Origin of the sequence: Microbacterium marinilacus, from assembly GCF_019753765.1 — a bacterium.
Classification (GTDB): Bacteria; Actinomycetota; Actinomycetes; order Actinomycetales; family Microbacteriaceae; genus Microbacterium; species Microbacterium marinilacus.
Map to the genome: position 1 here is coordinate 232,835 of NZ_JAIJZW010000002.1, position 21,037 is coordinate 253,871.

20 protein-coding genes are annotated in these 21,037 nt (G+C 70.9%); 19 read left to right on the plus strand and 1 reads right to left on the minus strand.

The window, feature by feature from the left end; genetic code table 11:
- The first annotated feature begins 108 nt into the window (after positions 1–108).
- The 16 genes from murC to K5S26_RS04605 all read left to right on the plus strand — a co-directional run bounded on the left by murC (position 109) and on the right by K5S26_RS04605 (position 17,357).
- On the plus strand, positions 109–1,581 hold the full coding sequence (gene murC, locus K5S26_RS04530; RefSeq protein WP_221856411.1) for a UDP-N-acetylmuramate--L-alanine ligase: 1,473 nt from the start codon (positions 109–111) through the stop codon (positions 1,579–1,581).
- Positions 1,578–2,549, plus strand: coding sequence for a cell division protein FtsQ/DivIB (locus K5S26_RS04535; RefSeq protein ID WP_308122756.1), 972 nt, complete (start codon positions 1,578–1,580; stop codon positions 2,547–2,549). The genes murC and K5S26_RS04535 overlap by 4 nt, the downstream gene beginning before the upstream one ends.
- Positions 2,550–2,754: 205 nt before the next feature.
- Positions 2,755–3,927 carry a cell division protein FtsZ gene (ftsZ, locus tag K5S26_RS04540; protein WP_221856413.1) on the plus strand — a complete coding sequence of 391 codons (1,173 nt, stop codon included), beginning with the start codon at positions 2,755–2,757 and terminating at the stop codon, positions 3,925–3,927.
- 37 nt (positions 3,928–3,964) lie between these two features.
- Entirely contained in the window at positions 3,965–4,651 is a 687-nt protein-coding gene (locus tag K5S26_RS04545) for a YggS family pyridoxal phosphate-dependent enzyme (protein ID WP_221856792.1), read from the plus strand.
- A gap of 35 nt (positions 4,652–4,686) precedes the next feature.
- Positions 4,687–5,166 (plus strand): cell division protein SepF, encoded by a 480-nt coding sequence (locus tag K5S26_RS04550; protein WP_221856415.1) that lies wholly within the window; start codon positions 4,687–4,689, stop codon positions 5,164–5,166.
- Between the two features lie 55 nt (positions 5,167–5,221).
- Entirely contained in the window at positions 5,222–5,524 is a 303-nt protein-coding gene (locus tag K5S26_RS04555) for a YggT family protein (protein ID WP_221856416.1), read from the plus strand.
- Between the two features lie 112 nt (positions 5,525–5,636).
- Positions 5,637–6,260, plus strand: a complete 624-nt coding sequence (locus K5S26_RS04560; RefSeq protein ID WP_221856418.1) for a DivIVA domain-containing protein — start codon at positions 5,637–5,639, stop codon at positions 6,258–6,260.
- A gap of 114 nt (positions 6,261–6,374) precedes the next feature.
- A complete protein-coding gene (lspA, locus tag K5S26_RS04565) occupies positions 6,375–6,950 on the plus strand; it encodes a signal peptidase II (RefSeq protein WP_221856420.1) in 576 nt (191 codons plus the stop codon).
- The gene (locus K5S26_RS04570; protein ID WP_221856422.1) at positions 6,950–7,870 is read left to right on the plus strand and encodes an RluA family pseudouridine synthase; all 921 of its coding nucleotides are present in this window, start codon (positions 6,950–6,952) and stop codon (positions 7,868–7,870) included. The genes lspA and K5S26_RS04570 overlap by 1 nt, the downstream gene beginning before the upstream one ends.
- A gap of 146 nt (positions 7,871–8,016) precedes the next feature.
- On the plus strand, positions 8,017–8,589 hold the full coding sequence (locus tag K5S26_RS04575; protein ID WP_221856424.1) for a GNAT family N-acetyltransferase: 573 nt from the start codon (positions 8,017–8,019) through the stop codon (positions 8,587–8,589).
- Positions 8,590–8,637: 48 nt separating this feature from the next.
- Positions 8,638–9,261, plus strand: a complete 624-nt coding sequence (locus tag K5S26_RS04580) for a cyclodeaminase/cyclohydrolase family protein (protein WP_246603589.1) — start codon at positions 8,638–8,640, stop codon at positions 9,259–9,261.
- 76 nt (positions 9,262–9,337) lie between these two features.
- Complete coding sequence (gene dnaE, locus K5S26_RS04585) at positions 9,338–12,850, plus strand: DNA polymerase III subunit alpha (protein ID WP_221856428.1); 3,513 nt, start codon at positions 9,338–9,340, stop codon at positions 12,848–12,850.
- Between the two features lie 94 nt (positions 12,851–12,944).
- A complete protein-coding gene (locus K5S26_RS18620; RefSeq protein WP_308122757.1) occupies positions 12,945–14,390 on the plus strand; it encodes a hypothetical protein in 1,446 nt (481 codons plus the stop codon).
- A gap of 57 nt (positions 14,391–14,447) precedes the next feature.
- Entirely contained in the window at positions 14,448–15,773 is a 1,326-nt protein-coding gene (hisD, locus tag K5S26_RS04595; protein WP_221856429.1) for a histidinol dehydrogenase, read from the plus strand.
- A gap of 11 nt (positions 15,774–15,784) precedes the next feature.
- Positions 15,785–16,282, plus strand: coding sequence for a transcriptional regulator NrdR (gene nrdR / locus K5S26_RS04600; RefSeq protein ID WP_221856431.1), 498 nt, complete (start codon positions 15,785–15,787; stop codon positions 16,280–16,282).
- Between the two features lie 28 nt (positions 16,283–16,310).
- Complete coding sequence (locus K5S26_RS04605; protein ID WP_221856433.1) at positions 16,311–17,357, plus strand: quinone-dependent dihydroorotate dehydrogenase; 1,047 nt, start codon at positions 16,311–16,313, stop codon at positions 17,355–17,357.
- 56 nt (positions 17,358–17,413) lie between these two features.
- On the opposite strand, the gene K5S26_RS04610 is transcribed toward K5S26_RS04605, so the two are convergent.
- A complete protein-coding gene (locus tag K5S26_RS04610; protein ID WP_308122758.1) occupies positions 17,414–18,004 on the minus strand; it encodes a DUF3043 domain-containing protein in 591 nt (196 codons plus the stop codon).
- Positions 18,005–18,053: 49 nt separating this feature from the next.
- Between K5S26_RS04610 and K5S26_RS04615 the strand changes: the two genes are divergently transcribed.
- From K5S26_RS04615 to ctaC, 3 genes are all read left to right on the plus strand, one after another.
- A complete protein-coding gene (locus tag K5S26_RS04615) occupies positions 18,054–19,448 on the plus strand; it encodes a dipeptidase (protein WP_221856438.1) in 1,395 nt (464 codons plus the stop codon).
- Positions 19,449–19,571: 123 nt separating this feature from the next.
- Entirely contained in the window at positions 19,572–19,943 is a 372-nt protein-coding gene (gene erpA, locus K5S26_RS04620) for an iron-sulfur cluster insertion protein ErpA (RefSeq protein ID WP_221856440.1), read from the plus strand.
- A gap of 181 nt (positions 19,944–20,124) precedes the next feature.
- Entirely contained in the window at positions 20,125–21,036 is a 912-nt protein-coding gene (gene ctaC, locus K5S26_RS04625; RefSeq protein WP_221856441.1) for an aa3-type cytochrome oxidase subunit II, read from the plus strand.
- Position 21,037 lies beyond the last annotated feature (1 nt).

The following is a 21,037-nucleotide window of genomic DNA, read 5'->3' on the forward strand; positions in this document are numbered from 1 at the left end:
GCTGCCCGCCCGCGCGTTGGCGGCGGGGCGCGCGGGCACGCGCTGCGCTGCGCGTCGCCCGCGCGCCAAGGGGCCCCTCGCGGGGCCGCGACCTAGACTTGTGGCGACATGATCAGACCCGACCTGAGCACCCCGATCCCCGAGACGATCCGCGCCGCGCACTTCATCGGCATCGGCGGCTCCGGCATGTCGGGCCTCGCCCGCATGTTCCTGGCCGCAGGAGTCGCGGTGTCGGGATCCGACCGTTCCGACAGCCAGAACCTTCGCGACCTCGCCGACCTGGGCGCCGACGTCCACATCGGCCACGACGCGGCGAACCTCGGCGACGCGGACACCGTGATCTTCACCGGCGCCATCTGGCCGGAGAACCCCGAGTACCTGCTCGCGGTCGAGCGGGGGCTGCCGGTCATCCACCGGTCCCAGGCGCTGCACTGGCTGATCGGCGGTCGCCGGCTGGTCGCGGTCGCCGGCGCGCACGGCAAGACGACGTCCACCGGCATGGTCGTCACCGGACTGCGCGGCCTCGGCGTCGACCCGAGTTTCGTCAACGGCGGCGTGATCGCCGGGCTGGGCGTCTCGAGCGACACCGGCGCCGACGACCTGTTCGTCATCGAGGCCGACGAGTCGGACGGCTCGTTCCTGCTCTACGACACCTCGATCGCGCTCATCACGAACGTCGACGCCGATCATCTCGACCACTACGGCTCCCACGAGGCCTTCGACGAGGCCTTCGTGCGGTTCGCCGATGCCGCCGGCGAGGCGGTCGTGATCTCGTCCGACGACGAGGGCGCGCGGCGCGTGCGCGCGGGGCTCGGCCACGACAACGTGCTGACCTTCGGACGGGCCGCGGACGCCGACGTGCGGATCTCGGACATCGTCACGGAGGGCCCCGTGTCGTTCACCGTCACGCACGCCGGGCGCAGCGCTTCCGCACGCCTCGCAGTGCCCGGGGAGCACAACGCCGTGAACGCGACGGGTGTCGTCGCGGTGCTCGTGGCGCTCGGACACGAGCTGGCTCCCGCCCTCGAGGCGGTCGCGGCCGGCTTCTCGGGCACGGTCCGCCGGTTCGAGCTGCATGGCGCGGAGCGCGGCGTGCGCGTCTACGACGACTACGCGCATCACCCGACCGAGGTGGCGGCGGCCCTCGCCGCCGCCCGGACGGTGGTGGGCGACGGGCGGATCATCGCCCTGCACCAGCCGCACACGTACTCTCGCACGCAGCTGATGGCGGGGGAGTTCGCGCACGTCCTGGAGGAGCTCGCCGATCACACGGTCGTGCTCGACGTGTACGGGGCCCGCGAGGACCCCATCCCCGGGGTGACCGGCGAGCTCGTCAGCTCGGCGTTCGACGATCCCGCGCGGGTGCACTTCGTGGCCGACTGGCAGGCCGCCGCCGACTACACGGCGTCCGTGGCACGAGACGGCGACTACGTCATCACGCTCGGCTGCGGCAACGTGTACCAGATCATCCCGCAGGTGCTGGACGCGCTGCGCCAGGGCGGATCGAGTGGTGCGGCGCCGGAGGCGGTGGACGACGGGCTCGCACAGGGTGCGCTGAGCGAGCGTAGCGAGCCGAAGTGAGGCGTCCGGGGCCGCTGCCGCCGCCCGAGCCGCGGGACGCGGGCGATCCGCACGCCGATCCCGACGGGCTCGTCGCCGCGGATCCGGAGCCGCGGCGACGCGCGCCGCTGCTGCCGTTCCGCGGCCGTGGAGACGACCGGACCGACCGCGACGCGGGCCGAGGCGACTCGGAGACCCCCGCGACGCCTGCGGACGAGCCCGGCGCGGGCAGCGAGGGAGGCCGCGCGGGCTGGCGGGATGTCTGGCGTGCGACGCGGGCCCGTCGCCGTGCGCTGCGCTCGGAGATCCGGCGCTTCACCGCTCGCTCGCGCCGCCGCCGGCTCGTCTGGATCGTGTCGCTGTCGGCGCTCGTGCTGCTGGTGCTCGGCAGCCTCGGCGCCGCGTACAGCCCCCTGTTCGCGGTGCAGCGGATCACGTTCGAGGGCACGGAGACGCTCGACGAGGGCGACCTGCAGGACGCCCTGTCCGCGCAGGTCGGCAGACCGTTGCCGCTCGTGGACCACAGCGAGGTCAAAGCGGCGCTCGTCGCCTTCCCGCTGATCGAGACGTACGTGCTGGAGGCGCGGCCGCCGCACGACCTGGTGGTGCGGATCGTGGAGCGCAAGCCGGTCGGCGTCGTGCGCTCCGACGCCGGATTCACGACGGTCGACGCCGCAGGCGTCGTGCTGGCGACGAGCGACGCGCAGCCCGAGGGCCTGCCGGTGATCGAGGCCGCGGACGGCCTCGCCTCTCCGGCGTTCGTGGCGATCGGGCAGGTGCTCAGGTCGATCCCCTCGGACGTGCACGGCCTCGTCGCGTCCGCTCGCGCGACGACGCAGGACGACGTCACGCTCGTGCTGCACGACGGCACGGAGGTGCTCTGGGGGAGCGCGGACGACTCGCCGAAGAAGGCGGCGCGGCTCATCGCCGCTCCCGACGGGCACGCGTTCTACGACGTGTCGTCGCCCGGGTCCGTCGTCGTCCGCTGATCGAGGAGCCCGGGTGGCCGAATCCGCTCGTATACGAACGGATCTGCTCGTTTCTCCTGCGACACGCCCCGCCAATCCTGGAGCGGGCGCTCGCTCCGCATACCTTCATGGAAGGAAATGCATACCGGGCAATACTTTAACTCTCACGTAGAACGTGAAGGTTGAGGGCCTGGAGGAGACCAGGTTCGAAGCAACGGAGGCCGGCATGAGCCAGAACCAGAACTACCTCGCCGTGATCAAGGTCGTCGGCGTCGGCGGCGGTGGCGTGAACGCCGTGAACCGCATGATCGAGCTCGGTCTCCGCGGAGTCGAGTTCATCGCCGTCAACACCGACGCGCAGGCGCTGCTGATGAGCGACGCCGACGTGAAGCTCGACGTCGGACGCGAGCTCACGCGCGGCCTGGGCGCCGGCGCCGATCCCGAGGTCGGCCGCCGCGCGGCGGAGGACCACGCGGAGGAGATCGAGCAGGCGCTGGCGGGGGCCGACATGGTCTTCGTGACCGCCGGCGAGGGCGGCGGCACCGGAACCGGTGGAGCGCCCGTCGTGGCCCGCATCGCGAAGTCGATCGGCGCGCTGACCATCGGCGTCGTCACCAAGCCCTTCTCCTTCGAGGGCCGCCGTCGTCAGAGCCAGGCCGAGGCCGGCGTCGCCGCGCTGAAGGAAGAGGTCGACACCCTCATCGTCGTCCCGAACGACCGCCTGCTCGAGATCAGCGATCGCGGAATCTCCATGGTCGAGGCGTTCGCCACGGCCGACCAGGTGCTGCTCGCCGGTGTGCAGGGCATCACCGACCTGATCACCACGCCCGGTCTGATCAACCTCGACTTCGCAGACGTGAAGTCGGTCATGCAGGGCGCCGGATCCGCGCTCATGGGCATCGGATCGGCGCGTGGCGCGGACCGCGCGATCAAGGCCGCCGAGCTGGCCGTCGAGTCGCCGCTGCTCGAGGCCTCGATCGAGGGAGCGCACGGCGTGCTGCTCTCCATCCAGGGCGGGTCGAACCTCGGCATCTTCGAGATCAACGACGCCGCGCAGCTGGTGAAGGAGGCCGCCCACCCGGAGGCCAACATCATCTTCGGCACCGTGATCGACGACACGCTGGGCGACGAGGTGCGCGTCACGGTCATCGCCGCCGGCTTCGACGGCGGCGAGCCGCAGACGCGCCTCGACGTGCCCTCGCTCGCCGCCAACCGTGCGCCCACGCCCACCCTCCCGGGAACCACCGCGGGTCAGGCATCGTCCGACGAGGACGAGAAGAAGGGCGAGCCGAAGCGCGAGACCGTCTCGGTCGCCGCGCAGGCCCACGTCCTGCCCGACGCGGGCTTCGACTCCGCGTTCGGCGACGACGACCTCGACATCCCCGACTTCCTCAAGTGACCGGTCCGGCCGCCGGGCACCGAGCGGCGTGACGGAGATGACGCCGCTCGCGCAGCGCCTCGCCGATGTGGACGCCCGCATCGGCGAGGCAGCTCGCGCGAACGGTCGCGACCCGGGCGACCTCACCCGCATCGTCGTGACGAAGTTCCACCCCGCCTCCCTCGTGCGTGAGCTGCACGAGCTGGGCGTGCGCGACATGGGCGAGAACCGTCAGCAGGAGCTGTCGGGGAAGGCCGTCGAGGTGGCGGACCTGCGCGACCTGAGATGGCACTTCATCGGCCAGGCTCAGACCAACAAGGCCCGAGCGATCCGTCGTGCCGCGAGCGCCGTGCACTCCGTCGACCGAGCGCGCCTCGTCGATGCGCTGGACGCGGCGGCGGAGCCCGGTGACGACCCGCTCGACGTGCTGGTCCAGGTCAACCTGACGGACGACGCCGGCCGCGGCGGGGCCGAGCCCGACCAGCTCGTGCCCCTCGCCGAGCGGATCGTGGCCGCCGCCACCCTGCGGCTGCGTGGCGTGATGGCGGTCGCCCCGCTCGACGAGCCGGCGGGGCCGGCTTTCGAGAGGCTCGCCGGGCTCGCCGAGCGCGTGCGCGCGGTGGCGCCGGAGGCGCGCTGGATCTCGGCCGGCATGACCGGAGACTTCGCCGAGGCCATCGCCTGCGGCGCGACACACCTGCGGATCGGATCCGCAATCACGGGCCCACGCCCGGTGCGGGCGTAGCCTCGATGCAGAAGAGCAGACTTACGGAGGACGCCATGGCGAACCCGCTCAAGAAGACGATGGTCTACCTCGGCCTTGCCGACGAGGAGGAGTACGAGGATGCCCCTGAGCAGCAGTCTCACCAGGCAGCGCGTACGCACCGCGACGAGCCGGCTCACGACGACGCGAAGCCCGCTCCCGTCACGCCGCTTCGCCGCCCCTCGGTCGTGCGTCAGCCCGCGGCGGCTGCCGTGAACGAGATCGTCACGGTCCACCCGAAGCAGTACCGCGACGCGCAGACGATCGCCGAGCACTTCCGTGACGGCATCCCGGTCATCATCAACCTGTCGCAGATGAGCGACGCCGACGCGCGTCGCCTGATCGACTTCGCGAGCGGCCTCTCGCTCGGCCTGTACGGCCGCATCGAGCGCGTCACCAGCAAGGTCTTCCTGCTCTCGCCGGAGAACATCGCCGTGTCGGGCGACGGCGGCATCGCGCACGCCGATCCCGAGGCCGCGCCGTTCTCGCAGGGCTGACGCGCGCCCCGGCGCGTCGAACGCCCCGTCTCCCTGATCGGACTTCTCAGCGAACGTGACTGTCATCGGGCTGATCGCCTCGATCCTCAACATCGTCGTCCTGCTCTACATCGTCGTGCTCTTCGCGAGGCTCGTCCTCGAGTACATCCCGATGTTCAACCGCGAGTGGCGCCCGCGCGGCGCGATGCTCGTCGTCGCCGAGGTCGTCTATACGCTCACCGACCCGCCGATCCGCTTCTTCCGGCGGGTGATCCCGCCCCTGAGGCTCGGTGCCGTCGCTCTCGATTTCGCCCTGCCCATCACTCTGCTCGCCTGCTTCGTCCTGCGATCGATCCTGTTCGCGCTCTCGTCCCTGTGAGACCGCTGCGTCGCCACGCGGCGGCGGCGGGGCGCGGTGGTTATGCTGGAGGGCGGAGAAGTGCCCGGGCTCGGCCCACGGCCACAGACACCCCACGGAAGAGGAGCCACCCATGGCATTGACGCCGGATGACGTCGTCACCAAGCAGTTCCAGCACGTCCGGTTCAAGGAGGGCTTCGACCCGGACGAGGTCGACGACTTCCTGGACGAGATCGTCGTCGAGTGGCGCAAGACGATCGAAGAGAACAACGAGCTGAAGGCCAAGCTCGCCCAGTACGAGTCCGGAGAGGCCGCTCCCGCCGAGGCCGCAGCGCCCGTCGAGGCCGCGCCGGTCGTCGAGGAGACCCCCGAGCCCGTCGCCGAGCCGGTCGAGCCGGCTCCCGTGGCCGCTCCCGAGCCGTCGAGCACCGCGACGAGCGCCGCCAGCATCATCGAGCGGGCCCAGCGCCTCCACGACGAGCACGTGGCCGAGGGCAAGCAGATGGCCGAGCAGCTGGTCGACGAGGCCAAGGCCGAGGCCGACCGCATCCTCGGCGAGGCCGAGACGAAGCAGCGCGAGCTGAACGAGAAGTACGAGCGCGAGCGCACCACGCTCGAGGGTCGCATCACCGAGCTGCGTCACTTCGAGCGCGACTACCGCGCCCAGATGCGCAGCTACTTCGAGGGCAAGCTGAAGGACCTCGACTCCTCGGGGTCTGCCTCGGGCGACACGCCGGTCTCGGCGATCGGCCTCTGAGCCGGTCTTGAACGACCGCGCCCCCCTGCGCACGGCGGGGGGCCGCCCCCCCCAACCCCGCCCACCCGGCCCGGGGGGGGGCGGCGCCCCCAAGGCGAAACCAAGACGCGGGTCTTGAACGACCGCGCCCCCCTGCGCACGGCGGCGGCCAGCACCACCATCGCGATCCTCGCGGTCCTGGTGCTGGCCGCCGACCAGTTCGCGAAGCATCTCGCCCTGACGAACCTGCCGCTCGAGACCCCTGTGCCCGTGCTGGGCACGGCCCTGCAGTGGTACCTGATCCACAATCCCGGAGCGGCCTTCTCGATCGGCGAGGAGGTGACCTGGGTCTTCACCATCGCCCTGGCCGTGGTGTCGTGCGTGATCGTGTGGCTGGCCCTCACCCGCATCCGCTCCCGCGTGTGGGCGGTGGCCCTCGGCCTGCTTCTCGGCGGCGTCCTCGGCAACCTCACCGACCGGCTTCTCCGTGACCCCGGATTCGCCGTGGGGCATGTCGTCGACTTCATCTCGACGCCGTGGATGATGCCGGCGATCTACAACGTCGCCGACGTCTTCATCGTGTGCAGCATGGTCGGGATCGCCGCGTTGACGCTGTTCGGCGTCGGCTTCGACGGCAGCCGTGCGAAGCCGGAGCCGAAGGACGCCTCCGAGGCACCCGTCGACGACGCCGACGGCGCGCGGGAGGCGTGATGGAGTCTCGACGCCTGCCGGTGCCGGACGGGCTCGACGGCACGCGCGTCGACGCGGCGCTCGCGAAGATGCTCGGGTTCTCCCGCACCTTCGCCGCGGAGATCGCGGAGGCGGGCGGTGTGCAGCTCGACGGCGCCGTGGTCGGGAAGTCCGACCGGGTGCAGGCCGGCGGATGGCTCGACGTCGAGTGGCGCGCCAAGGAGGAGCCGCGCGTCGTCCCCGTCGAGGTGCCCGACCTCGGCATCGCGTACCAGGACGACCACATCGTCGTCGTCGACAAGCCCGTCGGCGTCGCCGCCCATCCGTCCGTCGGCTGGGAGGGCCCGACCGTCCTCGGCGCGCTGGTCGCCGCCGGGGTGCGCGTCGCCACGAGCGGCGCGAGCGAGCGACAGGGGATCGTCCACCGCCTCGACGTGGGCACGAGCGGTCTGATGGTCGTCGCGAAGACCGAGCACGCCTACACGGTGCTCAAGCGCGCGTTCAAGGAGCGCACGGTCGACAAGATCTACCACGCGGTGGTGCAGGGACATCCGGACCCGCTCGTCGGCACGATCGACGCTCCGATCGGACGGCATCCGAGCCACTCGTGGAAGTTCGCCGTCACACCCGACGGCAAGGACTCGGTCACCCACTACGAGACCATCGAGGCGTTCCCGGGCGCATCGCTGCTCGAGATCCACCTCGAGACCGGCCGCACGCACCAGATCCGCGTGCACATGGCGGCGCATCGCCACCCGTGCGTCGGCGATCCCCTGTACGGGGCCGACCCGACGCTGTCGGCGCGGCTCGGCCTCACCCGCCAGTGGCTGCACGCCCACGAGCTGGCGTTCGCGCACCCCGCGACGGGCGACTGGGTGACCTTCACCTCGCCGTATCCGGCCGACCTCGCCCATGCCCTGGCGGTGCTGCGAGGGGAGTGACCCCGCGCACGAGACCGCATCTGGCGCACGACGTCGCGGTCGGCGGGCGAGACCTGTGCCGACGGCAACGGTCTCGCGCAGGATGCGCGGTCTCGCACAGCGCCTGCGGTCTCGCGGATGTCGGAGGGCGGTGGGACGCTGACGGCATGGACATCGAGGTGCGCGCGGCGACCGACTTCGACGGCGTGCGCGCGCTCGTGGGGCCGAAGAGGCCGGATGCCAACGTGTGCTGGTGTCTCAGCCATCGCGTGACGGCGAAGGAGAACGCCTCGTTGCATGGCCCCGAGCGCGGCGAACTCGTGCGTCGGATGTGCGCATCCGAGCGGCCGCCGGGCGTGCTCGCCTACGACGGCGATGAGCCGGTCGGCTGGGCCGGGGTCGCTCCCCGTGCCGACACGCAGTACGCGCGCAGCCGGAAGATCCCGCGTGTCGACGACCTGGACGTGTGGACGGTCTGGTGCCTGCGTGTCCGGCCGGGGCATCGCGGAAAGGGGATCCTGCCGCGCCTGCTCGACGGTGCGGTCGACTTCGCGCGCGAGCACGGCGCGCCCGCGATCGAGGGCTACCCCGTCGACAACCGCGGCGAGAAGGTCGACCTCACGATGGCGTTCGTCGGGTTCCGCTCGCTGTTCGAACGTGCGGGCTTCGTCAGGGCCGCCGACACCGACTCCGTGTCGGGCGGGTTCCCGCGCGTCGTGATGCGTCTCGATCTGCGGTAGCCGTCAAGGACCTGGCCCTCGAAGGCGCGGGCCGCGAGGATGGCGGGCATGGGCGAGCACACCACGACGCGAGATGCGACGATCGAGAGCTGGACGGCGCGGCTCGGCGAGGCGAGCGGGAATCCGGGCGGGGGAGCGGCCGCCGGAGTGATGCTGGCGATCGCGGCGGGGCTCATGTCGATGGTCGCGGGCTACAGCGACGACGCCGGGGAGCTCCGCGACCGCGCCCGCGTGCTGCGCGATGCCGCCCTCGACGCCGCCGAGGCGGACGCCGCGGCATCGGCCGCGTTCGGCGCGGCGTTCCGCCGCGACGACGACGGACGGAAGGCGGCGATCCGGGAGGCGTCGCTCGCCGCCGCCACGTCGTCGGCGGCCCTCGGCGATCGCGCCCGGGCGGCCATCCCCGATCTCGAGCATCTCGCGGCCCACGGCGAGCCGACGCTCGTGGCCGACGTCGCGGTCGCGGCCGCCGCGCTGCGCGCCGCGCTGGCGAGCGCACGCACGAACCTCAGCTACGACCTCGCCACGCTGCGGTCCGCCGGGCACTCCCTCGAGGAGGTGCGGGCCGCCCACCCCGGTCTCTGGACGACCGTCGCCGCCCTCGCCGACGCCATCGCCCGCGTCGACGGGCTCACGGCGCGCATCGACGACCGCGCGGCGCCGACCGACTGAGCGCCGCCGCGGCCGACCGTCCCGACACCCGGAGGCGCCGAGCCGCGGTGTCCGACGCTCGACCTAAACTCGATCCATGGTCTCCGACTCCTTCGTCCACCTGCACGTGCACAGCGAGTACTCGATGCTGGACGGCGCGGCCAAGATCGGGGCGATGACGCAGGCGGCGGCCGACTACGGGATGCCGGCGATCGCCGTGACCGACCACGGCAACACCTTCGCGGCGTTCGAGTTCTACAAGGCGGCCAACGCCGCCGGCGTCAAGCCGATCATCGGCCTCGAGGCCTACGTGACGCCGGGCACCCATCGCAGCGACAAGTCGCGCGTGCAGTGGGGATCGCCCGACCAGAAGAGCGACGACGTCTCGGGATCCGGCGCCTACACCCACATGACCATGTGGAGCCAGACGACCGAGGGCATGCACAACCTCTTCCGCCTCAGCTCGCTGTCGAGCATGGAGGGCTACTACTTCAAGCCGCGCATGGACCGCGAGCTGCTGCAGACGTACGGCAAGGGCCTCATCGCCACGACCGGCTGCCCGTCGGGCGAGATCCAGACGCGGCTGCGCCTCGGACAGTACGAGGCGGCGCGGGCGGCGGCCGCCGAGTTCCAGGACATCTTCGGCAAGGAGAACTACTTCGCCGAGATCATGGACCACGGCCTGTCCATCGAGCGCCGGGTCATCACCGACCTGCTGCGCATCTCGAAGGACCTGGGCATCCCGCTCGTCGCCACGAACGACTCCCACTACACGCACCAGCACGAGGCGGACGCGCACGCGGCGCTGCTGTGCGTGCAGTCGGGGTCGACCCTCGACGATCCCAACCGCTTCAAGTTCGACGGCGACGGCTACTACGTCAAGACGGCGCAGGAGATGCGCCACCTCTTCCGCGATCACCCCGACGCCTGCGACAACACGCTGCTCATCGCCGAGCGCTGCGAGGTCGAGTTCAACACCTCCGCGAACTACATGCCGCGCTTCCCCGTCCCGGACGGCGAGACCGAGGACAGCTGGCTCATCAAGGAGGTCGAGGCCGGGCTGCACTACCGCTACCCGGACGGCATTCCCGACAAGGTGCGCAAGCAGGCCGAGTACGAGACCGGCATCATCCTGCAGATGGGCTTCCCCGGCTACTTCCTGGTCGTCGCCGACTTCATCAACTGGGCCAAGGACAACGGCATCCGCGTCGGCCCGGGGCGCGGCTCGGGTGCGGGGTCGATGGTCGCGTACGCGATGCGCATCACCGACCTCGACCCGCTCGAGCACGGTCTGATCTTCGAGCGCTTCCTGAATCCCGACCGCGTCTCGATGCCCGACTTCGACGTCGACTTCGACGACCGCCGCCGCGGCGAGGTGATCGAGTACGTCACCCAGAAGTACGGCTCCGAGCGTGTCGCCCAGATCGTCACGTACGGGACGATCAAGTCGAAGCAGGCGCTGAAGGACGCCGGCCGCGTGCTGGGCTTCCCGTTCAGCATGGGGGAGCGCCTGACCAAGGCCATGCCCCCCGCGGTGATGGGCAAGGACATGCCGCTCGACGGCATGTTCAACCCCGAGCACCCGCGGTACAAGGAGGCCAGCGAGTTCCGTTCGCTGATCGACACCGACCCCGAGGCCAAGACCGTGTACGACCGCGCCGTGGGTCTCGAGGGGCTGAAGCGGCAGTGGGGCGTGCACGCCGCCGGCGTCATCATGTCCAGCGAGCCGCTGGTGGACATCATCCCGATCATGCGCCGCGAGCAGGACGGCCAGATCGTCACCCAGTTCGACTACCCCGCGTGCGAGTCGCTCGGCCTCATCAAGATGGACTTCCTGGGGCTGCGCAACCTCACGATCATCTCGGACGCCCTCGACAACATCCGGATGAACCGGGGCGAGGAGCTCGATCTCGAGCACCTCCAGCTCGAGGACCGGCCCGCGTACGACCTGCTCGCCCGAGGCGACACGCTGGGCGTGTTCCAGCTCGACGGCGGGCCGATGCGCTCGCTGCTGAGGCTGATGAAGCCGGACAACTTCGAGGACATCTCCGCCGTCATCGCGCTCTACCGGCCCGGCCCCATGGGCGCGAACTCGCACACGAACTACGCGCTGCGCAAGAACGGCCTGCAGCCGATCACCCCGATCCACCCGGAGCTCGAGGAGCCTCTGCGCGACATCCTCGACACCACCTACGGCCTGATCATCTATCAGGAGCAGGTCATGGCGATCGCGCAGAAGGTCGCGGGCTTCAGCCTCGGCCAGGCGGACATCCTGCGCCGCGCGATGGGCAAGAAGAAGAAGTCCGAGCTCGACAAGCAGTACGAGGGCTTCTCGGGCGGCATGAAGGAGCGCGGATTCGGCGAGGGCGCGGTCAAGGCGCTGTGGGACATCCTGCTGCCCTTCTCGGACTACGCGTTCAACAAGGCCCACTCGGCCGCCTACGGGCTGGTCTCGTACTGGACGGCCTACCTCAAGGCGCACTACCCGGCCGAGTACATGGCGGCCCTGCTGACCAGCGTCGGCGATTCGAAGGACAAGATGGCGCTCTACCTCAACGAGTGCCGCCGCATGGGCATCAAGGTGCTGCCGCCGGACGTCTCCGAGTCGATCAACTTCTTCGCCGCCGTCGGTGAGGACATCCGCTTCGGGCTCGGCGCCGTGCGCAACGTCGGCACCAACGTGGTCGACGGCATCGTGGCGGGCCGTGAGGAAGGCCCGTACACCTCGTTCCACGACTTCCTGGCGCGCGTGCCGCTGCACGTGGCGAACAAGCGCACGGTCGAGTCGCTCATCAAGGCCGGCGCCTTCGACTCGATGGGCTCGACCCGGCGTGCGCTGGTGGAGGTGCACGAGAGCGCGGTCGAGGTCGCCGTGACCGACAAGCGGAACGCCGCGGGCGGTGCGATCGGCTTCGACTTCGACAGCCTCTGGGACGAGCCGCAGTCGGTGCAGAAGGTCCCCGAGCGCCCGGAATGGACGAAGAAGGACAAGCTCGGCTTCGAGCGGGAGATGCTCGGCCTCTACGTGTCGGACCACCCCCTCGCGGGTCTCGAGGTGCCGCTCGCCAAGCACCGCACGATCACGATCAGCAGCCTGCTCGCCTCCGAGGACCTGCAGGACGGGGACCAGGTCACCGTGGCCGGGCTCGTCACCAGCGCGCAGCACAGAGTCGCGAAGTCGAGCGGCAACCCGTACGGCATGATCACGATCGAGGACTTCGAGGGCGAGGTGACGGTCATGTTCATGGGCAAGACGTACACCGAGTTCCAGCCGATCCTGCAGCAGGATTCGATCCTGGTGGTGCGAGGTCGTGTGTCGCGTCGGGACGACGGGATGAACCTGCACGCGCAGTCGGCCTTCGCCCCCGACGTCGGCGCGTTCGACGAGGCGGGTCCGCTCACGCTCGTGCTGCCCGAGCAGCGCGCGACGGAACAGGTCGTGCAGCAGCTCGCCGAGGTGCTGCGCCGACACGACGGCGACACAGAGGTGCGTCTCAAGATGCACCGAGGGCGCACGGCGAAGGTGTTCGAGGTGCCGATGCACGTGCGCATCACCGCCGATCTCTTCGGCGATCTGAAGTCGCTGCTCGGGCCCCAGTGCCTCGGCTGAGCATCGCGTCGCGTGCCGACACATGCCACGCCGGATCGGCGGCGGCCGCCGGTAGGATCGACCGCATCGTAGCCAGGTCTTCGAGAGGATCAGCGTGACCGACCACTACCCGGGTTCGCCCGCCCCCGAGTCGGCGGCGGCCGCCGGGCCGCAGTCCACCTCGGACGCATCGCCTCCCGCGTCTCCCGCGGGAGACGCGCAGGCCGGCATCGGCCCGTTCACCGTGCGCGAGGGCATCCTGGTCGCGCTCGCCCTGCTCGTCCTCGTCCTGTCGTTCTTCTCCCTGTACGACCGCGGCCTCGGCCTGATGTGGGGCTCGTCGCTGATCTGGAGCGCCTCGCTCGACTGGGCGCTCGCCGTCGTGCTTCCGGTGGCCGCGGCGGTGCTGCTCGTGATCCGTCGTGTCTCGCCATCGGCGAGAGTCCGGGTCGGATCCCTGTCGGCCGACCAGTTCGCGTCGGTCGCGTTCGCGGTGGCCGCCGCGATGTGGATCAGCATGCTCGGCTACGGCGTCCAGAGCCTGGTCGACGGCTACGGCGTCCCGCTCAGCTGGGTGGTCTGGGTGCAGGTGCTGCTGACCCTCGCCGGAGTGTTCTTCACGGTCGTCGCGCCCTTCGTGCCGCCGTTCCGCGAGGACTTCGACGGCCGCGTCGAGAGTCCCGCGCATCCCGCCGCCCGCGCCCCGCGGCCGATCGCCCCGAGGCCGGAGCGCCCGCGCCCTGAGCCGCAGCCTGTGGCCGCGTACGGTCAGCAGACCGCGGCCCCCTATGGGCAGCACCAGGGCCAGCAGCCCTACGGCCAGCAGCCTTATGGCCAGCAGCCGTATGCGGCGCCCGGCTACGGTCACGCCGGGGCGCCGCAGTACGCTCCGCCCTCCGCTCAGACGCCGTATGGTCAGCCCGGGTACGGGCAGGCTCCTTATGGCCAACAGCAGTACATGCCGCCGCAGTACGGTCAGCAGCAGTACGCGCAGCCCCAGTACGAGCAGCCCCAGTACGGACGGGGCGCGCAGGCTGAGCCGCAGTCCGCTCCGAACGGCCAGGCGTACGCGCAGGCCCCGGCCGCTCCGACCGGGCAGCAGGAGCCGCAGCCGCTCGCCGAGCCGCAGAGCACGCCGGAGACCGAGGCTCAGGCGCCCGATCCGCAGACGCCGATCGCCGATGCGCCGGAGGCCGTGGACGCCGCACCCGTCGCCGACGCCACGTCGGTCATCCCCGTCCAGCAGGAGCTGCCGGAGACGGATGACATCGACGACGCCACGGTGCTGCGCGAGGACGTGCTGTCCGCCGATCCGCAGACCGCGCCGGAGCAGACCGCGCCGGAGCAGGCGGAGGTCGTGGAGGCGCCGGCCCAGCAGGCTTTCTGGGCGCTCGTCCCCGAGGAACGCGACGTGGTCGACGCGCAGGGCGCTCCGCTGTTCCGCATCGGGCCCACGGCATGGGCGCTCGTGATCGACGATCGCGGCGAGACCTACGTGGTGCGGCACGACGACGGGCGCATCGGCTTCCTGCACGACACGTCGGGCATCACCCGCGGCTGAGCCGCGGCGCCGGGGCGGGCGTCCGAAGGGCGGGCGTGCGACTGCCAGAATAGGGGCATGCGCACCATCGACCTCCGCGGACGCTCGCTTCAGACCGCGGAACTGCTCGCCGTCGTCCCCCGGGCCGCAGAGGCGCGGGCCGAGGCCCTCCACGTGGCGGCGGGGATCGTCGAGGACGTGCGGGAGCGTGGCGAGCTCGCGCTTCGCGAGCAGGCGGAGCGCTTCGATCGCGTCACCGGGCACGCGGTGCGCGTGCCCGCCGCGCACATCGAGGAGGCCGTGGCGTCCCTCACCGCGGAGGTGCGGGCAGCGCTCGAAGAGGCGATCCGTCGCGTGCGGGAGGCATCCGTTGCGCAGGTGCCCGCGCCTCGCGTGACTGAGCTCGGCCCGGGCGCCCGCGTCACCCAGCGCTGGCAGCCGGTGACGCGCGTCGGCGTCTACGTGCCGGGCGGCAAGGCCGTCTATCCGTCCAGCGTCGTGATGAACGTCGTGCCCGCGCAGATCGCGGGCGTGCAGGCGGTCGCGCTCGCCTCGCCGCCGCAGCACAACCAGGGCGGTCGGGTCCACCCCACGATCCTCGCGGCCGCGGGCCTGCTCGGCGTGGACGAGGTGTACGCGATGGGCGGCGCCGGTGCGATCGGCGCCCTCGCACACGGCGTGGGGTCTCTGGGCCTGGAGCCCGTCGACGTGGTGACCGGCCCCGGCAACAACTTCGTCGCCGCGGCCAAGCGCGCCGTCGCCGGTGTCGTGGGCACCGACTCCGAGGCCGGAGCGACCGAGATCCTGATCGTCGCGGACGACACGGCGGACGCCCGCCTGGTGGCCTACGACCTCGTCAGTCAGGCGGAGCACGACGAGCAGGCGTCCGCCGTGCTCGTCACGACCTCGCCGTCCCTCGCCGACGCGGTGGCCGCCGAGGTCGAGCGGGTCGCGGCCGCGACCCGGCACAGCGAGCGGGTCGCGGTCGCCCTGGCCGGGGAGCAGTCGGCGATCGTCCTCGTCGACGACGAGGCGGCCGCCGAGGCGTTCAGCAACGCCTATGCCCCGGAGCACCTCGAACTGCACATCGCCGACGCCTCCGCGTCGGCCGCGCGCTACACGAACGCCGGCGCGGTGTTCGTCGGCTCCTACGCGCCGGTCAGCCTCGGCGACTACCTGGCCGGGTCGAACCACGTGCTGCCCACGGGCGGCCAGGCGCGCTACGCGGCCGGTCTCGGCGCGCACACGTTCCTGCGCCCGCAGCAGGTGATCGAATACGACCGGGACGCGCTGGCCGGCGTGCACGAGGGCATCGTGGCGCTCGCGCAGGCCGAGGCGCTGCCTGCCCACGGCGAGGCCGTCGCCGCACGATTCGCGGCGGACGCTCAGAGCCGCACCCCGTAGGATCTCGCGTTATGCACTGCCCCTTCTGCCGACACGGCGACTCGCGCGTCATCGACTCCCGTACCAGCGACGACGGCCTCTCGATTCGGCGCAGACGGCAGTGCCCCGAGTGCGGCGGACGCTTCTCGACGATCGAGACCTCGAGTCTCAACGTGATCAAGCGCTCCGGCGCGGTGGAGCCCTTCAGCCGCGACAAGGTGATCTCGGGCGTGCGCAAGGCCTGCCAGGGCCGTCCGGTCACGGACGCCGACCTCGCGATCCTCGCGCAGCGCGTCGAGGAGGCGGTGCGTCAGACAGGGCTCAGCCAGCTGGATGCGAACGAGATCGGACTCGCGATCCTCGGTCCGCTGCGCGACCTCGACGAGGTCGCGTATCTGCGGTTCGCGAGCGTCTACCAGGCGTTCGAGTCGCTGGAGGACTTCGAGTCGTCGATCGCGGAGCTGCGCGCCGACCACGCGCGTGCGGCCGTGGCGGACGACGCCGACGCCCCGGCGGCCGACACGGAGTGAGCGCCCTCCTCGCGATAGCCTGGGGGAGATGTATCCCCTCCTCTTCCGGCATGTCCTGAGCCGCTTCGACGCAGAGTTCGCCCACCACCTCGGGATGGCGGTCATCCGGGTCGCCGGCGTCTGGCCGATCGCGCCCGTCGTGCGCCGTCTCACGCGCCCCGCGCCGGAGCTCGCGGTCGAGACGCTCGGCCACGTGTTCCCGTCGCCGTTCGGTGTCGCTGCCGGCTTCGACAAGAACGCCGTCGGCGTGCGCGGCCTCGACGCGCTCGGGTTCGGCCACGTCGAGATCGGAACGGTCACGGCGATCCCGCAGGACGGCAACCCGAAGCCGCGGCTGTTCCGCCTGATCGCCGATCGCGCCGTGGTCAACCGGATGGGGTTCAACAACCGTGGCGCCGAGGCCGCGGCGCGCCGCCTCGCGAGGCTGCGGCGCGGCGCCGCGCCGGGCTACGGCGGCGCCGTCGTGGGCGCGAACATCGGCAAGAGCCGCGTCGTGGACGTGGCGGACGCCACCGCCGACTACGTGGAGAGCGCCTCCATGCTCGCTCCGCTGGCCGACTACCTGGCCGTCAACGTGTCGTCGCCGAACACCCCGGGGCTTCGCGGCCTGCAGGCCGTCGAGACGCTGGCACCGCTGCTTCGCGCCGTGCGCGAGGCGTCCGGCGCGACGCCGCTGCTCGTCAAGATCGCCCCCGACCTTCCCGACGACGAGATCGAGGCCATCGCGCGTCTCGCGGTCGCCGAGGGGCTCGCCGGCCTCATCGCCACCAACACCACGACCGGCCGAGAGGGACTGCGGACGGAAGACGCGACGGTCGCGGCAGCCGGCGCCGGGGGACTGTCGGGAGCGCCGCTCAAGGCGCGCTCGCTCGAGGTGCTGCGCATCGTGCGTTCCGTCGTGCCCGAGGAGTTCTGCGTGATCTCGGTCGGCGGCGTCGAGACGGCCGACGAGGTGCGCGAGCGCCTGGACGCCGGAGCCACGCTCGTGCAGGGATACACGGCGTTCCTCTACCGTGGGCCGCTCTGGGCGCGCGAGGTGAACCGAGGCCTGGAGCGTCAGCCTTCAGGCCTCTGAGACGGCCCAGCCGGCCGACACGGCTGATCCCGGCGCGAGGACCGGGACCAGCGGGGTCACACCGGGTACTCGCCCCGCTTGACCTGAGGCTTCGGCAGACGCATGAAGCGCATCTGCACCGACCGCATCGCGGAGTACCAGCCGAGGCCGCGCTCGAGCTTGTCCTTGCCGAACTTCGCGGCCACCTTCCGCTTGACGTTGGTGGACAGGATGATCATGTCGCCCACCGCGAAGAAGATGAACACCCACAGCGCCACGAACGAGTAGAGCTGGAACACCTCGAGCGGGATGAACGTGAGCACGATGACGACGATCATCGCCGGCATCAGCGCCTCGCCGAGGTGCCAGCCGGCGTCGGTGTAGTCGCGAGCGAACCGCTTCTGGGCGCCCTTGTCGCGCGCGGGCAGGTATCGCTCCTCGCCATTGGCCATGCCGACGCGGGCACGGTCCTGGCGCTCGCGCAGCTCGGCGCGGGCACGGGCCTTGGCCTCCTTCGTGTTCGCGACGAGAGGGCGCTTGCGGGCGGCCTCCTGCTCGGCGCGCGAGGGGGTGGGGCGGCCCTTGCCGGCTGCCAGATCGTCGATCGGCTTGCCGTTCACGGTCGTGCCCGGGGAGACGCCGTCGTTCACTGCGGGGGTCTTGCTCACGTCAATGCACCTCGGATCGGTGGAGGGGGATCGACCTAAGATTACCCGCATGACTTCGGAGCCTTCTGTGGATCAGTCTCTTCTCGACGCCGTCGAAGGCGGCCTCCCCGCCGCGCTCGCCGATCTCGGCCGGCTCGTTCGGATCCCGGGCATCGCCTGGCCGGCGTTCGACCAGGAGCAGCTGCGGCTCAGCGCGCGCGCGATCGCGAAGCTCGCCGAGGACACGGGCGTGTTCGACGAGGTGCGCATCCTGACGGCGGAGATCCCGGGAGGAGGCGAGCAGGGACAGCCCGCGATCCTCGCCACCCGCGCGGCACGCAACGGCCGCCCGACCGTCATGCTCTACGCCCACCACGACGTGCAGCCCCCGGGGGACGACACGCTGTGGGAGACCCCGCCGTTCGAGCCGACCGTTCGGGACGGGCGCCTGTACGGCCGAGGGGCCGCCGACGACAAAGCCGGGGTCATGGCGCACATCGCGTCGCTGCGTGCGCTCCACGAGGTGCGCGGCGACGACCTCGACCTGGGGCTGGTGCTGTTCATCGAGGGCGAGGAGGAGTTCGGCTCGCGCTCCTTCGCCCGCTTCCTCGCCGACAACGCCGACGCGATGCGCAGCGACGTGATCGTGGTCGCCGACTCGGGCAACTGGGACTCGGAGACGCCCGCGGTCACGGTCTCCCTGCGAGGCAACGCGAAGTTCCACCTCACGGTCCGCACGCTCGAGCACGCGTCGCACTCCGGCATGTTCGGGGGAGCGGTGCCCGACGCCATGCTCGCCACGATCAGGCTCCTGTCGACGCTGTGGGACGAGCAGGGGGCGGTCGCCGTCGACGGACTCGACACCCGTGACGCGGCGACGCCGGACTACACCGAGGCGACCCTGCGGGATGAGGTCGGTCTTCCGCAGGGCGTGCAGCCGATCGGCGACGGCACGATCCTCTCCCGCATCTGGAACAAGCCGTCCATCACGGTGACCGGGATCGACTTCACCAGCGTCGAGGCCGCGTCGAACACACTGTCGCCGGAGGTCACGGTCGTGGTCAGCGCGCGTGTCGCGCCGGGGCAGGACGCTGCGGACGCCTACGCGGCGATCGAGCGGCACCTGCGGGCGAGGGCGCCCTTCGGCGCCGAGCTGAGCTTCAGCGAGGTCGATCTCGGCGACGGGTTCCTCGTCGACACCGCCGGATGGGCCGTGGCGGAGGCGCGCGAGGCGCTGCGGGACGGCTACGGGAAGGACCCGGTGGACCTCGGCGTGGGCGGTTCCATCCCGTTCATCTCCGACCTGGTGCGGGAGTTCCCGGGCGCGCAGATCCTCGTGACGGGGGTCGAGGACCCGCACTCTCGCGCGCACAGCCCCAACGAGTCGCTGCACCTCGAGACGTTCCGCGGGGCCGTGCGCTCGGAGGCGCTGCTGCTGGGCCGGCTGTCGGAGCGCTCGCTCTAGGGGAAGTGCCGTCCGGCGTCACTTGAGAACGTCCGAGCCATTCCGGCCCGACGCCGGTAGAATCGACGCAGACATCGTGCAGGGTCGCCCAGATCCCGCCGTCCGCATCCCGTAAGGAGCGTCATGACCGATACGACACTGGCCGACACCACCGTCGCCGACACGCGCGCTCACGGCGTGAGCCTCACGGACGCCGCCGCGACGAAGGTGAAGAACCTGCTCGATCAGGAGGGCCGCGACGACCTGCGTCTGCGCGTGGCCGTCCAGCCGGGCGGCTGCTCGGGCCTGATCTACCAGCTCTACTTCGACGAGCGGTACCTCGAGGGCGACGAGACCGTCGACTTCGAGGGCGTCGAGGTCATCGTCGACAACATGTCGGTGCCCTACCTCGACGGCGCGATGATCGACTTCAAGGACACGATCTCGGAGCAGGGCTTCACGATCGACAACCCCAACGCGTCGGGCAGCTGCGCCTGCGGCGACAGCTTCCACTGAGCCTTCACGCCGAACGCCCCATGCCCCCGAGGCATGGGGCGTTCGGCGTGTCCGGGCGTTTTCTCGACGTTCTGTAGAAGAAGCTCGCCGGGACACGCCCCGGGCTGAGTGCTTGTCCTGAACAGGGTGAGAGGTTGCCCTAGACTGGCACTTGCCCCATCCACGTTCGAAAGGTGAATTCGTGCCGTCGAAACGCCGTCTCCGCTGGGCTGCGATCCCGGTCGCCGCCGCCGCAGCAGTGGCCCTTGCCGGATGCACTCCGCAGGAGCTGCACGGTTACCTTCCCGGTTTCGAGGCGGACGGTCCCGCGACGACGAACCAGGCCGAGCGCGTCGCGACGCTGTGGACCAGCTCGTGGATCGTGCTGCTCGCCGTCGGCATCATCACCTGGGGCCTCATGCTCTGGGCCATGGTCGTGTACCGCCGCCGCAAGGGGCAGACGGGTCTCCCCGTCCAGCTGCGGTACAACATGCCGATCGAGATCTTCTTCACGACGGTGCCGCTGATCCTCGTGATCGGCCTGTTCGCCTTCGTGGCCCGCGATCAGAGCGAGATCGAGCACAAGTGGACGGCCGACGAGATCGACGTGCACATCACCGCGATCGCGAAGCAGTGGGCCTGGGACTTCCAGTACGACGGCGAGGAAGAGGACAACTCCGACGCGGTCTGGACCATGGGCATCCAGGCTCAGCCCGATGCCGCTGGCAACATCGACCAGTCGCAGCTGCCGACCCTGGTGCTGCCGGTCGACCAGAAGGTCACGATCGACCTGCAGTCGCGCGACGTCATCCACTCGTTCTGGATCATCGACTTCCTCTACAAGAAGGACATGTACATCGGTCACGACAACTCGTGGTCGTTCATCCCGACGCGTGAGGGCACGTACGCCGGCAAGTGCGCCGAGCTCTGCGGCGAGTACCACTCGATGATGCTGTTCAACGTCGAGGTCGTGAGCCAGGACGAGTACCAGGCCTACCTCGACGACCTCGAGACGGACGGCAACACGGGCGACATCAACGACGCCTACGACCGTCTGGGCAATCTGCCCGGCACGACCGGCTCCACCGAAGTCACTGAGGAAGAGGGGCACTGAT

Coding starts and splice junctions, on each gene's coding strand:
- murC (WP_221856411.1), top strand. CDS start 109: ATGATCAGACCCGACCTGAGCACCCCGATCCCCGAGACGATCCGCGCC.
- ftsZ (WP_221856413.1), top strand. CDS start 2,755: ATGAGCCAGAACCAGAACTACCTCGCCGTGATCAAGGTCGTCGGCGTC.
- K5S26_RS04545 (WP_221856792.1), top strand. CDS start 3,965: ATGACGCCGCTCGCGCAGCGCCTCGCCGATGTGGACGCCCGCATCGGC.
- K5S26_RS04550 (WP_221856415.1), top strand. CDS start 4,687: ATGGCGAACCCGCTCAAGAAGACGATGGTCTACCTCGGCCTTGCCGAC.
- K5S26_RS04560 (WP_221856418.1), top strand. CDS start 5,637: ATGGCATTGACGCCGGATGACGTCGTCACCAAGCAGTTCCAGCACGTC.
- K5S26_RS04570 (WP_221856422.1), top strand. CDS start 6,950: ATGGAGTCTCGACGCCTGCCGGTGCCGGACGGGCTCGACGGCACGCGC.
- K5S26_RS04575 (WP_221856424.1), top strand. CDS start 8,017: ATGGACATCGAGGTGCGCGCGGCGACCGACTTCGACGGCGTGCGCGCG.
- K5S26_RS04580 (WP_246603589.1), top strand. CDS start 8,638: ATGGGCGAGCACACCACGACGCGAGATGCGACGATCGAGAGCTGGACG.
- dnaE (WP_221856428.1), top strand. CDS start 9,338: ATGGTCTCCGACTCCTTCGTCCACCTGCACGTGCACAGCGAGTACTCG.
- hisD (WP_221856429.1), top strand. CDS start 14,448: ATGCGCACCATCGACCTCCGCGGACGCTCGCTTCAGACCGCGGAACTG.
- nrdR (WP_221856431.1), top strand. CDS start 15,785: ATGCACTGCCCCTTCTGCCGACACGGCGACTCGCGCGTCATCGACTCC.
- K5S26_RS04605 (WP_221856433.1), top strand. CDS start 16,311: ATGTATCCCCTCCTCTTCCGGCATGTCCTGAGCCGCTTCGACGCAGAG.
- K5S26_RS04615 (WP_221856438.1), top strand. CDS start 18,054: ATGACTTCGGAGCCTTCTGTGGATCAGTCTCTTCTCGACGCCGTCGAA.
- erpA (WP_221856440.1), top strand. CDS start 19,572: ATGACCGATACGACACTGGCCGACACCACCGTCGCCGACACGCGCGCT.